This window comes from Flexivirga meconopsidis (assembly GCF_026162425.1).
Lineage (GTDB): Bacteria > Actinomycetota > Actinomycetes > Actinomycetales > Dermatophilaceae > Flexivirga > Flexivirga meconopsidis.
In genome coordinates, this window is the sequence record NZ_JAOBQJ010000003.1 from 397,137 (window position 1) to 410,768 (window position 13,632).

Here is a 13,632-nt window from a genome sequence, read left to right on the forward strand (position 1 = left end):
GTTGTCGTGTCGGTCACCAGATACGACGACCGGCACCCTGCGAAACGTGACAGTCCGCTACACCAGGCGTTGGTGCTCGACCTTGAGACAGCGATCCATGACCACCTGAAGACCGGCGGATCGCGCTGTCGCCGCGACGGTTTCGTCGGCGAGCCCGAGCTGGAGCCAGAGCACCTTGGCGTGTGCGGCGACGGCCTCGTCGGCGACCCGCGGCAACTCGGAGGAACGGCGGAAGACGTCGACGATGTCGGGCGCGCCGGGCAGCGAGGCAAGGTCGGGGTAGACCGGCTGCCCGAAGAGCTCGGTCAGTCGCGGATTGACAAACCACAGCTCGTAGTCGGTGTTACGCCGCAGGTAGTCGACGACGCCGTTGCTCGCCCGGGTCGGCTTGTCGGACACGCCCACCACCGCGATCGTGCGCGCATCGCGCAGGATGGCCCGGACTTCCTCGTCGGTCATGAACTCGACGGTAGTGAGCCCGGTGGGACTACTGTCAACCGGACCGACGATCGGGGGCACACATGACGGGCGACTTCCAGAGCACGCGACTGCCACTGATGCTGCTCTTCGCGGCGTTCGTGGTGACCTTCCTGGTGACCCGCGGCATCACCCGGCTCATCCGGGCGGGCAAGGGGCCGTTCAAGGACAACGTCACCGACTCCGGGGTGCACGTGCACCACGCGGTGCCCGGCCTGATCCTGCTGCTCGTCGGCGCCGTGGTGACCACGGGCGCCGCGACCCCCGTCATACGGTGCCTGGGTGGGATCGCGGTCGGCGTCGGAGCGTCGCTGGTGCTCGACGAGTTCGCCCTGATCCTGCACCTGCAGGACGTCTACTGGGCCAATGAGGGACGTGCGTCGGTGCAGGCGGTCGCGCTCGCGACGGTGTGTCTGGCGTTGGCGGTGCTGGGTTTTGCGCCGGTCACCGGTGCCGACTTCGAGGGCGGCCCGGTGGTCGTGATCGCGGCGGTGGTCGTGCTCGCGATCTTCCTCGGGTTGAGCTGGATCTGCGCGCTGAAGGGGAAGTATCGCGTGGTGCTGTTCGGCATCTTCCTGCCGCTGGTGACCGTCGTCGGCGCGATCAGACTGGCCCGCCCCGGGTCGCCGTGGTTCGTCAAGAGGTATGCCGAGGGCTCGCGCAAGCAGCGCGTCGCCACCGAGCGGGCGGCGCGCAGCGACCAGATCTGGGGTCGACGTTGGTTGCGCTTCGCCGACGCGATCGCCGGGGCCCCGACGCAGCCGGTGCAGGTCAGTCCTCCAGCAGGCGACGTTCGCGAGCGGTGAGATCGGGAGCGAGCGGCGAAGGTCGCGCGGGCCCACGCATGAGAAAGGCCCCGTGAATCGAGAAGATCCACGGGGCCTTTCGGTGCCGTTCAGTGCCGTATGGCGTCAGGCCGCGTCCGCCTGGGGTTGCGCGGCCGCCGGCTCGAGAGCCACGGCGAGGATGTCCGCGACGTCGCTCACCGGCCTGATCTCGAGCGCGTCACGCACCTCCTGCGGCACGTCGTCCAGGTCGGGCTCGTTGCGCTGCGGGATGAAGACCGTGGTCAAGCCTGCCCGCTGCGCGGCGAGCAGCTTCTGCTTCACGCCACCGATCGGCAGCACCCGGCCGTTGAGCGTGACCTCGCCGGTCATGCCGACGTCGCTGCGCACCGGTCGCCCGGTCGCGAGCGAGGCGAGCGCGGTGACCATCGTGACGCCGGCGGACGGGCCGTCCTTCGGGGTCGCGCCGGCCGGCACGTGCAGGTGCACCGAGCCGGTCAGCGTCGAGGGGTCGATGCCCTGCTCGGTGCCGTGCGCCCGCAGGTAGGACAGCGCGATGTGCGCCGACTCCTTCATCACGTCACCGAGCTGGCCGGTGAGCGTGAGGCGCGGGTCGCCCGCCTTGGCGCCGGAATCGCTTCCGGCCGTGACGGTTTCGCCGCCAGCGGGGGTGACGTCATACAGCGGCTTGGCCGCCTCGATGAAGAGCACGTCGCCGCCCATGCCGGTGACCGCGAGCCCGGTCGCGACGCCGGGCACCGAGGTGCGCTCGGCCGACTCCGGGGTGAACCGGGGACGACCCAGGTAGTCGCGCAGGTCGCCGACCTCGACATGCACCGGCGCGGTCGCCTTCTCGGTCGCGAGGTTGGTCGCGACCTTGCGCAGCACCTTGCCGATCAACCGCTCGAGCTGCCGCACGCCCGCCTCGCGGGTGTAGTTGCCGGCCATCTCACGCAGCGCGTCGTCCGAGATCGTGACCTCGTCGGCGGTCAGCGCGGCCCGCTCCAGCTGCCGGGGCAGCAGGTGCTGGGCGCCGATGGCGACCTTGTCGTCGTCGGTGTAGCCGTCGATGCCGACCAGCTCCATCCGGTCCAGCAGGGCCGGCGGGATGGTCTCCAGCGAGTTGGCCGTCGCGATGAAGAGCACGTCCGAAAGGTCCAGGTCGAGCTCGAGGTAGTGGTCGCGGAAGGTGTGGTTCTGCGCCGGGTCGAGCACCTCGAGCAGCGCCGCCGCCGGGTCGCCCCGGAAGTCCGAGCCGACCTTGTCGATCTCGTCCAGCAGCACGACCGGGTTCATCGAGCCGGCCTCCTTGATCGCGCGCACGATGCGGCCGGGGAGCGCCCCGACATACGTGCGGCGGTGACCACGGATCTCGGCCTCGTCCCGCACGCCGCCGAGGGCGACGCGCACGAACTTGCGGTCGAGCGCCCGTGCCACGCTCTCACCGAGCGAGGTCTTGCCGACCCCGGGAGGGCCGGCCAGGGCCAGCACGGCACCCGAGCCGCGGCCGCCGATCACTTCCAGGCCACGCTCGGCGCGACGGGCGCGCACCGCGAGGTATTCGACGATGCGGTCCTTCACGTCCTCCAGGCCGTGGTGGTCGGCGTCCAGCACTTCACGCGCCGCCGAGATGTCGGTGGCATCGGAAGTCTTCTCGTTCCAGGGCAATTCGAGCACCGTGTCGAGCCAGGTGCGGATCCAACCGCCCTCGGGGCTCTGCTCGCTGGAGCGCTCCAGCTTGCCCACCTCACGCAGTGCGGCTTCGCGGACGGCGTCGGGCAGGTCGGCGGCCTCCACGCGGGCGCGGTAGTCCTCCGAACCCTCCGGCTCGTTCTCGCCGAGCTCCTTGCGGATGGCGTCGAGTTGCTGGCGCAGCAGGAACTCCCGCTGGCTCTTCTCCATGCCGTCGCGCACGTCGCTGGCGATCTTGTCGGAGACCTCCTGCTCGGCGAGGTGATCGCTGGTCCACGCGATCAGTTGCTCCAGGCGGGCGTCGAGGTCGGCCTCCTCCAGCAGTTGCACGCGCTGCTGCAGCGAGAGGTATGACGCCCAGCCGGCCAGGTCGGCCAGCGCGGACGGGTCGTCGGTGGACTCGACGTGGTCGATCACCTGCCACGCGTTGCGGCGCTTCAGGCTGGCGACGACGAGTCGCTTGTAATCGGTCGCGAGCTCGCGGGTGCGCTCGCTCGGCGTGGGGGAGTCGACGGTCTCGGCCTCCACCCACAGGGCGGCGCCGGGGCCGGCGATACCGCGGCCGATCTTGGCGCGCTGGGTGGCGCGCAGCACGGCGGCGGGTTCGCCGTTCGGCATGCGGCCGACCTGCTCGATCTTGGCGATCGCGCCGTGGGTCGGGTACTGGTCGTCGATGCGCGGAGCCAGCAGCAGCTGGTCCTTGCCGGCCGCGCGGGCCGCGTCGACGGCGGCGCGAGCCTCGTCGTCCAGCTCGATCGGCAGGGTCATTCCGGGCAAAGCCACCTGGTCGTGCAGAAAGAGCACCGGCAGCTCGAAGGTCGTGGTCATCGCTCTCCTACAAGCGTTGGCGCGGTCCGGGCGGGTTCGTCGGTCGGTGCCGGTGGACGAGCCGGGCCGCTCATCGGAAGTTGAGTCTTATCCACTCAAGGCTTGCGCGGGTTGTTTCATTCCCGAGTTGCGGACTTCGGTCCGGTTCGCGCGGGCAGGTGCCGATCGGTGTCCGGGAGCGGATGGGGCGCGGCTCCCGTCATACGCGACGGGCCGGATCGAGAGAGGACTCGCCGTCTCGTAAGCGAGGGTGACGTCAGGCGCACGGTTGGTCACGGGACGCCGGACTGTCACACCCGGCTTCTAGCCTCGAAGCATGTCCATCACGTGCATCGACCCGGCGACGATCGACGCGCGGCTGGCGGCGATCGGCCGCCAGCCGTTCCGCGCGCGCTTCCACCTGTGCCCGCCGGAGCGGGAGTTCGTGGCGCAGCGCGGTATGGCGGTGGTGCGCGACCACGCACGCGACCTGATCGCGCGGCGACTCGCGCCTGCCTGGCCGGTGAAGGACGGCAAGCAGACCCCGTGGGGCGGCCATCCGGTGTTTCGGGCCCAGCACGCGACCGGCACGTGTTGCCGCAGTTGCCTGCAGCGCACGCACGGCATTCGCAAGGGTCACGATCTGACGCCCGCCGAGTTCGACTATGTGATCACGGTCGTATGCCGCTGGGTCGCGCTCGAGTGTGGTGCCGACCAGTCGGCACACTGCGAAGCATGACGTACAGCGTCGGGCCGGTTGAGGTCGAGCGCGTCGTCGAGCTCGAGTCGTGGCGATTCGCGCCGGCTGACATGTTCCCGGCCGTCACGCCCGAGCTCTACGCAGGCGACTCGCTGGATTTCACGATCGCCACCTATGTAGTGCGCACGCCCGACCTGACGATGCTGGTCGATGCCGGGAACGGCAATGACAAGCACCGGCCGGTCCTGACTGCGCACGATGGGTTCCACACCGACTATCTCGACCGGCTGGCGACGGTCGTCGAGCCGGAAGACGTCGATGTCGTGGTGTGCACACACCTGCATCCCGATCACTGCGGTGGCCTGACGCGTCTCGTCGATGCCTCCTGGGTGCCGGTCTTTCCCCGCGCCCGGCACCTGGTGCCCCGGGAAGAACTCGCCTGGCTGCAAAGTCTGGTGGCCACGGCGGATGTCGACGGGCCGGTGGCGGACCTGGCCCGCACCTACGAGGACAGCGTGCGTCCCGTGCTCGACGCTGGATTGATCGATGAGGTCGACCTGCCCGTCGATCTGGGGCACGGAGTGACCGTGCGTGCCGCCCCGGGTCACACCGCCGGGCATGTGGTCGTCGAACTGAGCCACGGCGATGAGTTCGCCGTCGTCTGTGGCGACCTGCTGCACCATCCGTTTCAGATGGCTGATCTCGCGTTGGCGCACTCCGGTGATTTCGACCCGGACCGGGCGCACCAGACGCGAAGGCAGCTGGTGGAGAAACTCGCCGACAGCGGAGGTCTGTTGTTGCCCTGCCACTTCGGTCCCGGCCACGTGACTCGCACGACCGCCGGTTTCGCTTGGCAACCCCTCCGCCGCGGACGATAGGCGCCGCGCGGCGACTCGTCGCCGATCTCCTGAGCGATCACGCTGCGTCGTCGCACGGGCAGACAGTTTCGCGAAGTTCGTTCGAACAGACCTCCGGTCGTCGGTGGTCGACGTTATGATGATCACAACGACGAAAACCACTGCGGCGGAAGGAGATTCGAGCCGTGTCTCTCGATTCTGCTGTGCCGCTGCCGGATCGTCCGGACGTGCCGGAGGATGGTGTTCGGGTGCCGGTTGAACCGGGTCGTGGGCCGGAGGTTTTGGCGCAGTTGCAGGCGGTCGCGGCGATAGCCGGTGAGGTGCCGGGCGTGCTGCACCAGCTCGGCGAAGAGCAGTTGGAGACGCTGACCGAAACACTGCTGGGACTGTCAGGCCGGTTCGCCCAGCTCGCGACCGTCGCGACCGCGGAAGCGGTCGACCGGGGCACGGTCGCGGGCTCGACGGCGGCGAACACCACCCAGTGGGTGTGTCGGCACGCCGCGGCGGCTGGGGTGCCGGTCGAACCGGTGGAGGCGAAGTCGATCGCGGTGGTGGCGGAGGCGTGCCGGGAACCGAAGAACGCGGTGATCGCGGCAGCCGTCGCACGCGGGTCGTGCACGGTGAGCACGGCGCGGGCCGCGTTGACCCATGCGGACAAGGTCGCACCCGTGGTGCCGTCCGCGGACCGGGGTGAAGTGTTGTCGTGGTTCCTGCAACTCGAACCGTCGCTCGGGGTCAAGGGTGTGCAGGCGTTGACCCGGAAGATCCTGGCGACCTACGCATCGGAGGCGTTGTCGGCGCAGGACGCGAAACTCGAGACCGTCGAAACCCTGACCTGGGGCACCACGGCCGCGGGGATGACCCGACTCGTGGCCGAGTTGGCGCCGGCGAATGCCGCGGTGCTGAAGGCGGCGATCACCGCCGGCTCCGCACCCCGACCGGCCACCCCGGACCAGACGCCCGGTGTCGGTGACTCGACCGTAGCCACCAGTGCCAACAGGACCGTGCGGGATGACCGCACTCCGGGCAAACGCCGAGCGGATGCGTTGGTCGAATTGGTGACCGCGGGCGCGAAAGTCGCTGCCGGCGAGGCGGCTCCGGTGGGGTCGGCGGCGACGGTCCTGCTGACGATGGACCTCAAGTCGTTGACCGAAGGGATCGGCGGGGCAACCACACCCGCGGGTGACGTCTTCGATGCCGGAGCGGCCCGGCGGGCCGCGTGTGACGCGGACCTGATCCCCGCAGTGCTCGGCGGACCCAGTCAACCGTTGGACGTGGGCCGACGAGAACGCCTCGTGACCAAGGGGTTACGCGCGGCCGTGCTCATACGTGATGGCGGGTGCACCTTCCCCGGCTGCGATCGGCCGCCGGGTTTCTGCGAGGTCCATCATGTGACGCCGTGGTGGGCCGGCGGCACCACCAGCCTGACCAACTCCGCGATGTTGTGCTGCCGACATCACCAGGAAGTCCACCGCCGAGGGTTCACCGCACGAGTCCGCCCCGACGGCGTGACCTGGGACCTCACCGAGGGACGCATGCCCGGCCACACCCACGCCGCCGCGTAAATCACTGCCGTCCGAACCCGTCACCGAGCACACTGACGCCATGAGTGCTGCGACCCCGCCGAAAGCCGCCCTGCCGAAACAGCTTCGGCTGATCATCGAGACCGACGACTTCGACGAGGCGCTGCGGTTCTACCGCGACGTGCTCGGTATGCCGGAGCAGGCTGCCTTTGCCACCGAAGGCGACGACCGCGTCGCAATCCTGCACGCCGGGGTCGCAACGATCGAGCTCGCAACCCGGGAGCACGCCGAAGCGATCGACAAGGTCGAGGGCATGCCGCCGAACGTCGGGCCAACACTTCGGATCGCACTCGAAGTGGCCGACACCACGGCGGCCGTGGACGCCGTCCGCGACGCGGGGGCCGAGGTGCTGGCGCCGCCCATCGAGACGCCGTTCCGCAGTCTGAACGCCCGTGTGCAGGGTCCGGCCGGCTGGCAGGTGACGTTCTTCCAAGAACTCGAATCGCTCGAACAGCGCTCGCAGCGGGCAGGATTCACCACCGACGACACCCGCGAACGCTGACCGACATGCCGACGGCACCATGCGAACCGTGACCGACCTTGTCCAGCGAGCCCGTGCCTTCCTCGCCGCCAAACACCCGGACGCAGCCATCGCGTTCCTCGGCGGCAGCGCGGCGACGGGAGACGCCACCGCCACCTCCGATCTCGACGTCCTCGTCATCCTCGGAGAGGACCAGGCAGACGTGTCCTATGTCGAGACCAGCAGGTATGACGGGCAGCTCGTCGAGGCCTTCGTCTACGGGCCGGCTGCGATCCGCACCTGGACCGCCCGCGGCCGGGCCGAACGCCGTCCTGTGCTGGATCGTCTTGCCGCCGAAGGTATTTCGCTGACCAGTGGCACGACGACTCAGGATTGGCAGACCGAGGCGCGCGCGGTCATGGCAGCTGGTCCCGCCCCGCTCACCTCCGACGAGATCGACGCATGCCGCTACGCGCTGACATCCCTGCTCGACGATCTCGCCGATCCACGGGACGCGGCGGAGGCAGCGGTCGTCGCCGCGACGTCCTGGCGCAAAGCCGCAGTACTCGCGCTCGGCCTGGACCGGCACTGGCTCGGGACCGGCAAGTGGTTGCTGCGCGAACTCCGGCTGAGCGACGACACCGACCGCTTCGGACTGATCAGGGCGGCGACGCTCACCGACCTTGAGCAGGTGGTCGCTGCCGGCCGCGCCGTGCTCGACGCGGCCGGCGGCCCGCTGCAGGCGGGACATCTGCGTGGCAGCAAACCCTGAGCTACCCGGCCGGAAGCCGGTCGCCCCGCCATTCGGCCGAGATCAGCGCCGCAAAGCCTTGCGGGCCAACGCGTTTCCGCTGAACTGCGCCAACTGCACCAGCACGATGATCGCGGCGACGGCGACCCAGGTGACGGCCCAGTCGAAGCGGTGGTAGCCGTAGGTGATGGCGAAGTCACCGAGCCCGCCGCCACCGACGGCCCCCGCGATCGCGGTCATGTCGACCACCGCGACGAAGACGAACGTGTAGCCGAGGATCAGCGGACCGAGCGCCTCGGGCACCAGCACCGACCGGACGATCCGCCAGGGTGAGGCGCCCATCGCTTCGGCAGCCTCGATCACGCCGGGATCGACCGAGACCAAAGACTGCTCGACGATGCGGGAGACACCGAAGGTCGCCGCGATGACCAGCGGGAAGGTAGCTGCGGTGGTGCCGATCGTGGTGCCCATCGCGCGCAACGTCAGCGGAGCGATCGCCGTCACGAAGATGATGAACGGGATCGGCCGGATGATGTTGACCAGCACGTTGAGCACGGTGTTGACCGCGCGGTTCTCCAGCAGGCCGCCGGTCCGGGTGGTGAACAGCGCGACCCCGAGCAGCAGCCCGAGCAGACCGCCGAGCGCGATCGTCACCACAGCCATGATCAGCGTCTGCAAGATCGCGGTCTGGAAGGTCGGCCACAGCGCGGCCCAATCGGTGGACATCAGGAGATCACCTCCGCCGTGCCGATGCCGCGCAGAGCGCGCACGGTGGCCTCGACGGCGTCCGCGGACCCGGTCAGGGCGAGGGTGAAGCTGCCCAAGGTCTCCGCTTTCAGCTCGGTGACGCCGCCGCGGAGGATTTCGAAGTCGACGCCGTGCTCTCGGGCCGCCGCGCTCAATGTGCGCCCGAGACGTCGCTCATCACCCACCGTGACCGACACGAGGGTGCCCTGCAGATCCTTCGGAAGGTGTTGCCGCAGAGCCTCGTTCGAGCTTGAGCCGGTCGCGGCGGCGAGGAATCGCCGCGTTGTCGGTGATTGTGGAGTGCCGATCACGTCCCGCACGAGCCCGGTCTCGACCACCCGGCCGCCGTCCAGGACCGCGACCCGGTCGGCGATCGACCGGACGACCTCGAGTTCGTGGGTGATCACCACGATCGAGATCCCCAGCTCCTCGTTGACCCGGCGCAGCAGGCCGAGCACGTCGCGGGTCGTCTCCGGGTCCAGTGCGGACGTGGACTCGTCGGCCAGCAGGAGGTCGGGTTGTGTGGCGAGTGCCCGGGCGATGCCGACGCGCTGCTTCTGCCCGCCGGACAATTCCTCCGGATAGGACCACGCCTTGTCCAACAGCCCAACGAACGAAAGCAGTTGGGCCACTCGGTCCTCGCGTTCGGCGCGGTCCATCCCGGCGAGTTCCAGGGGATAGGACACATTGCCGACCACGGTGCGCGACCGCATCAGATTGAACTGCTGGAAGACCATCCCGATCCGGCGACGGACGTCACGCAACGGTTTGCCGGCAAGGGCGGTGATGTCGGTCCCATCGACTGTGACCGTGCCCGAGGTGGCACGTTCCAGGCCGTTGAGCAGTCGCACCAGCGTGCTCTTGCCCGCGCCGGAGTAGCCGATCACCGCGAAGATCTCGCCGCGCGGGATGTCGAGGGTTACCTCCTCCAGTGCGGTGTGAGCGGAGTCGCCGCGACCGAACACCTTGGAAACGTTGGCGATCCGCGCGATCAGCTGATCCTCGGACACGGCTTCGGCGGACGGTGCGGTCAGGGTCGAGGCGCTCATGACGATGCCTCGACGGTCTTCTGCAGCCCTGCCAGGATCTTCTGCAGGTCCGCCGCGGGCTTCACCACCGACACGCTGGTGCCCTTGCTCTCGGCGATCACCTGCTTGCGCACACGCGGGTCCTGATAGAGCTTGACCACCTCGGCGTAGGTCGGGTTGTCCTTGTCCTGCGCGCGGGCGACGATCACGTTGATGTAGGGCTCGGACTGCGCCGACTTGGGGTCGTCGGAGAAGAGTGCCTTGCTCGGGTCGAGCTTGCCGTCGAGGGCGAAGTTGTTGTTGACGACCGCGCCGTCGACCGACGACAGCGAGGTCACCGTCTGCGCGGCGTCGACCGGTGTGACCGACACCTTCGAGGCGCTCTTGTCGATGTCGGCCGGGGTCGACAGCACGTTGCCGCCGTTCTTGAGCTTCACCAGCCCGGCCGACTGCAGGACCAGCAACGCCCGCGCCTGGTTGGTCGGGTCGTTCGGGATGGCAACCTTGCCACCGGCCGGGATCTGCTGCAGCTTCTGGTATTTCGAGGAGTAGAGACTGAGCGGCACGACATACGTCGAACCGATCGGTGTGAGCGACTGATGCGACGAGACGTTGTAGTTGGCCAGGAAGACCAGGTGCTGGAAGAGGTTCAGATCGAGCTGACCCTGCGCCAGCGCAGGGTTGGCCTGCGTGTAGTCCTGGAAGTTGACCGTCTTGATGCGGATGCCCTTGTCGCGGGCCAACTGCTTGAATGTGGTCCAGTAGTCCTGGTCGGCATCGGTGACGCCGATCGTCACAGTGCGCAGCGACTCACCTGAGCCGCTCGGCGCGGTGCCGCGACCAGCGGCGAAGCCACCCGCCCCGCCGACAACCAGGCCGAGCACTGCGAGGCCGGCGACGGTGCGCCGACTCGTCCCGCTGCGTGGGCGCGGAGGCAGTTTCGGCCGGTTCGGGTCGTCCGAGCCGACACTCCCAGGAGTTTCGAACATCCTTGTCATCCCTCATGTTTCGTGTATGACGGCGCGGCACGCACGAAACGCACCGCGCGCAGGATTGCTGCGCGCAGTGCGGTAGCCGGGGCTGCCGTGCTTGCCGTGATGGCCTAGTCATCACCTGGAGCACCCCGCCACGTGCGTGAGGGTTGCCGTCCAACAAGCCAGGGCTTCGCGTTGGATCTCGTGACTACTCAAAACATAAGTCGAAGTTACGGGATAAGTCAAAATGCGTAACGCCGCTAACGGGTTGTGACCCGGCTCACACCGGCGTCGGCTCGATCGCCTCGCCACTGCGACGGGTCGCCGGCTCGGCGTGACGTGACCGCAAGCCGAGGGCCAATCCCGTTGCCACCACTGCGACTCCGGCCCAGACGCCGATGCCGGGGAAGGGGTGCCCGAGTGCGACGCCCGTCATCGCCGCGGCCACCGGTGCGATCCCGGTGAGCAGCCCGGCGCGAGCGGCGCCGAGGCTCGCGACGCAGCCATACCAGAGCACGAACGCCCCGGCCGTCACGAACACCGCGAGGAATGCGGTCGCCGCCAGCTCCGATCCGTCGAGCCGCAGGACGGCGCGCGGGCCTTCGCGCCATACGCCGAGAAGTGCGAAGCCGGCCGCAGCCAGCCAGGTGGTGTGCACCGAGACGCCGAACGGCGAGTGCCGTGCGAAGAGTGGCATTGCCAACAGGGTGAAGCCCGCTTCGCAGGCGAACACGACGACCGCCCAGACCAGTCCGACCGCGTCGCTGCGACCGAAGCCCTCGACGAGCGCGGCGCCCAGCGTGACGACGGCCGCCGCGAGCACCGCCCGGGCGGTCGTGGACGATCCTTCGAGCACGGGGCCGACCGCCGCGAGCACCACCGGGACACACGCAACCGCGACCCCGAGCACGGCCGGCTCGGCGTGCTCGCCGCCGACGATCAGCGCGACGTTGAAGAGGATCAGCCCGCAGCCGGTGACCCCGGCCAACCACAGCCACTCGACACCACGCGGCCGCTGGATCCGTCGGCCGGTGAGTGCGCAGAGCGCCACCAGCAGGACGGCGGCCACGGCATACCGCAATGCCTGGACGGTGAGGAACGGTGCCCGCGACAGCCCGGCGCTGACCGCGACGCTGCCCCCGACGAACGACATCGCCAGCGCGCCACCGACCCCGGCTCGACCTGTTCTGCTCATGACAATGACGATGGCAGGCGTTTTGGACCTATTGAAGGGCCAATCCAACCTCGCCATAGTGGACCAATGACCGGTGCCGACTTCCTGCAGCTCGATCGGTCGCGGGCACCGGCGCGCGGGGTCACCGAATGGCTGACCGGTCAATTGCGCGGCGCGATCGCCGACGGGCGGCTGGCGCCCGGAGCCCGGTTGCCCGCCACCCGGGAACTCGCAGCGGATCTGCGGATCGCGCGCGGCGCCGTCGTCGAGGCCTACCAGCGTCTTCGCGAGGAAGGGCTGGTCGACGGGCGCACCCGGGCGGGGACGACGGTGCGCGCGGCGCCGGCCCGGCCGCAGCGCGCGGGCCGGCGCAGCGCGGCCGTGACCACGCCGACATCGCCGCATCCTGGAGCGGCGCCGGGCGGCATACGGCTCGATCTCTATCCGGGGTTGCCGGATCTCACCGACTTCCCGCGTGCCGCGTGGCTGCGACACGAGCGGGCCGTGCTGACCGAGACACCTGCTGCCGAGCTCGGGTATGGCGACCCCCGCGGTCACCCGGTGCTGCGCGCCGAGCTCGCGGCGTGGCTGGCGCGCACCCGGGGTCTGCGGGTCGACGCGGACGGGGTCCTCGTGGTCACCGGCGTCGCCCAATCGCTCGCGCTGCTTGCCCAGGCACAGGTCAAGGCCGGCAAAGACCTTGTCGCAGTGGAGGATCCAGGCTCTGCCGGCGCCGTCGAGCAGCTGGCGCACTGGGGTCTTCGAGCGCGGCCGGTGCCGGTCGACACGCACGGACTGGTCGTCGAACGGCTGGCCGCAACGCGCGCGCCGAGCGTCTTTGTGACGCCGGCGCACCAGTTTCCGACCGGTGTCGTACTGAGCGCGGACCGGCGCCGCGAACTGGTCGACTGGGCCGGTCGCGGCCGGCTGATCATCGAGGACGACTACGACGCCGACCAGCGTTACGACCGGGCGCCGGTGGCCGCGATCCAGCCGACGGCCCCGGACCTGGTCGCGCACACCGGCAGCACCTCCAAGTCACTGGCCCCCGGTCTGCGACTCGGCTGGCTGGTCCCGCCGCCACGGCTGTATGACGAACTGGTCGTCGCCAAGCGGGCCAGCGACCTCGGCGGACCGGCGCTGCCGCAGCTCGTCCTCGCCCGCTTCATCGCGTCCGGCGACTACGACCGGCACCTGCGCCGCCAGCGGTCCCGGCAGCGTGACCGCCGCGACGCATTGCTGCGCGCGCTCCGCGCGGCCCTGCCGGACGCCACGATCGGCGGAGTCGCGGCCGGGCTGCACGTCCAGGTCACGTTCCCGGCGCTCGCCGGCCGGCTGGACGACCACGAACTCGTGCTCGAACTCGCCCGGCGTGGCGTGCGGGCGCAGCCGCTGCGGATGCACCGTCATACGCCCGGGGATCCGGGGCTGGTCGTCGGCTACGGTGTCGAATCGCCGGCCGGCCTTGCCGAAGCCGTCGAAATCATCGCCACAGCAGTCGGCTCGCGCAGCCGATGGGTAGGTACACACGTGTCGATTGGCGGTCACCTACCGCAAGAACCCGGCGCCGATCGTTAGTCTGCCGGGGTGTCTTCGG

Annotated in this window: 13 protein-coding genes and 1 riboswitch; of the genes, 7 read left to right on the forward strand and 6 right to left on the reverse strand. The window is 69.5% G+C overall.

What is annotated here, in order from left to right; all coding sequences use genetic code 11:
* Positions 1–57 precede the first annotated feature (57 nt).
* Positions 58–459 (reverse strand): CoA-binding protein, encoded by a 402-nt coding sequence (locus N2M23_RS11635; protein ID WP_265445680.1) that lies wholly within the window; start codon positions 457–459, stop codon positions 58–60.
* 62 nt (positions 460–521) lie between these two features.
* On the opposite strand from N2M23_RS11635, the gene N2M23_RS11640 reads away from it, so the two are divergent.
* Entirely contained in the window at positions 522–1,283 is a 762-nt protein-coding gene (locus N2M23_RS11640) for a hypothetical protein (protein WP_265445681.1), read from the forward strand.
* A gap of 105 nt (positions 1,284–1,388) precedes the next feature.
* Here the strand turns inward: N2M23_RS11640 and lon are convergent, their stop codons facing one another.
* A complete protein-coding gene (gene lon / locus N2M23_RS11645) occupies positions 1,389–3,782 on the reverse strand; it encodes an endopeptidase La (RefSeq protein ID WP_265445683.1) in 2,394 nt (797 codons plus the stop codon).
* Between the two features lie 316 nt (positions 3,783–4,098).
* On the opposite strand from lon, the gene N2M23_RS11650 reads away from it, so the two are divergent.
* The 5 genes from N2M23_RS11650 to N2M23_RS11670 all read left to right on the forward strand — a co-directional run bounded on the left by N2M23_RS11650 (position 4,099) and on the right by N2M23_RS11670 (position 8,133).
* The gene (locus N2M23_RS11650) at positions 4,099–4,500 is read left to right on the forward strand and encodes a DUF4186 domain-containing protein (protein WP_265445684.1); all 402 of its coding nucleotides are present in this window, start codon (positions 4,099–4,101) and stop codon (positions 4,498–4,500) included.
* The gene (locus N2M23_RS11655; protein ID WP_171153166.1) at positions 4,497–5,339 is read left to right on the forward strand and encodes an MBL fold metallo-hydrolase; all 843 of its coding nucleotides are present in this window, start codon (positions 4,497–4,499) and stop codon (positions 5,337–5,339) included. Before N2M23_RS11650 ends, N2M23_RS11655 begins: the two co-directional genes overlap by 4 nt.
* 164 nt (positions 5,340–5,503) lie before the next feature.
* Positions 5,504–6,883, forward strand: a complete 1,380-nt coding sequence (locus N2M23_RS11660; protein WP_265445686.1) for an HNH endonuclease signature motif containing protein — start codon at positions 5,504–5,506, stop codon at positions 6,881–6,883.
* A 40-nt stretch (positions 6,884–6,923) separates the two neighbouring features.
* Complete coding sequence (locus tag N2M23_RS11665; protein ID WP_265445688.1) at positions 6,924–7,403, forward strand: VOC family protein; 480 nt, start codon at positions 6,924–6,926, stop codon at positions 7,401–7,403.
* Positions 7,404–7,431: 28 nt separating this feature from the next.
* A complete protein-coding gene (locus tag N2M23_RS11670) occupies positions 7,432–8,133 on the forward strand; it encodes a nucleotidyltransferase domain-containing protein (RefSeq protein WP_265445689.1) in 702 nt (233 codons plus the stop codon).
* A gap of 42 nt (positions 8,134–8,175) precedes the next feature.
* Here the strand turns inward: N2M23_RS11670 and N2M23_RS11675 are convergent, their stop codons facing one another.
* The 4 genes from N2M23_RS11675 to N2M23_RS11690 all read right to left on the reverse strand — a co-directional run bounded on the left by N2M23_RS11675 (position 8,176) and on the right by N2M23_RS11690 (position 12,056).
* Entirely contained in the window at positions 8,176–8,838 is a 663-nt protein-coding gene (locus N2M23_RS11675) for a methionine ABC transporter permease (protein ID WP_265445691.1), read from the reverse strand.
* Entirely contained in the window at positions 8,838–9,908 is a 1,071-nt protein-coding gene (locus tag N2M23_RS11680; protein WP_265445692.1) for a methionine ABC transporter ATP-binding protein, read from the reverse strand. Before N2M23_RS11680 ends, N2M23_RS11675 begins: the two co-directional genes overlap by 1 nt.
* Complete coding sequence (locus N2M23_RS11685; RefSeq protein ID WP_265445694.1) at positions 9,905–10,876, reverse strand: MetQ/NlpA family ABC transporter substrate-binding protein; 972 nt, start codon at positions 10,874–10,876, stop codon at positions 9,905–9,907. Before N2M23_RS11685 ends, N2M23_RS11680 begins: the two co-directional genes overlap by 4 nt.
* A 91-nt stretch (positions 10,877–10,967) precedes the next feature.
* A riboswitch (SAM riboswitch) is annotated at positions 10,968–11,071 on the reverse strand.
* 70 nt (positions 11,072–11,141) lie between these two features.
* The gene (locus N2M23_RS11690; protein ID WP_265445696.1) at positions 11,142–12,056 is read right to left on the reverse strand and encodes a DMT family transporter; all 915 of its coding nucleotides are present in this window, start codon (positions 12,054–12,056) and stop codon (positions 11,142–11,144) included.
* Between the two features lie 66 nt (positions 12,057–12,122).
* On the opposite strand from N2M23_RS11690, the gene pdxR reads away from it, so the two are divergent.
* Positions 12,123–13,613, forward strand: a complete 1,491-nt coding sequence (pdxR, locus tag N2M23_RS11695; RefSeq protein ID WP_265445697.1) for a MocR-like pyridoxine biosynthesis transcription factor PdxR — start codon at positions 12,123–12,125, stop codon at positions 13,611–13,613.
* Positions 13,614–13,632 lie beyond the last annotated feature (19 nt).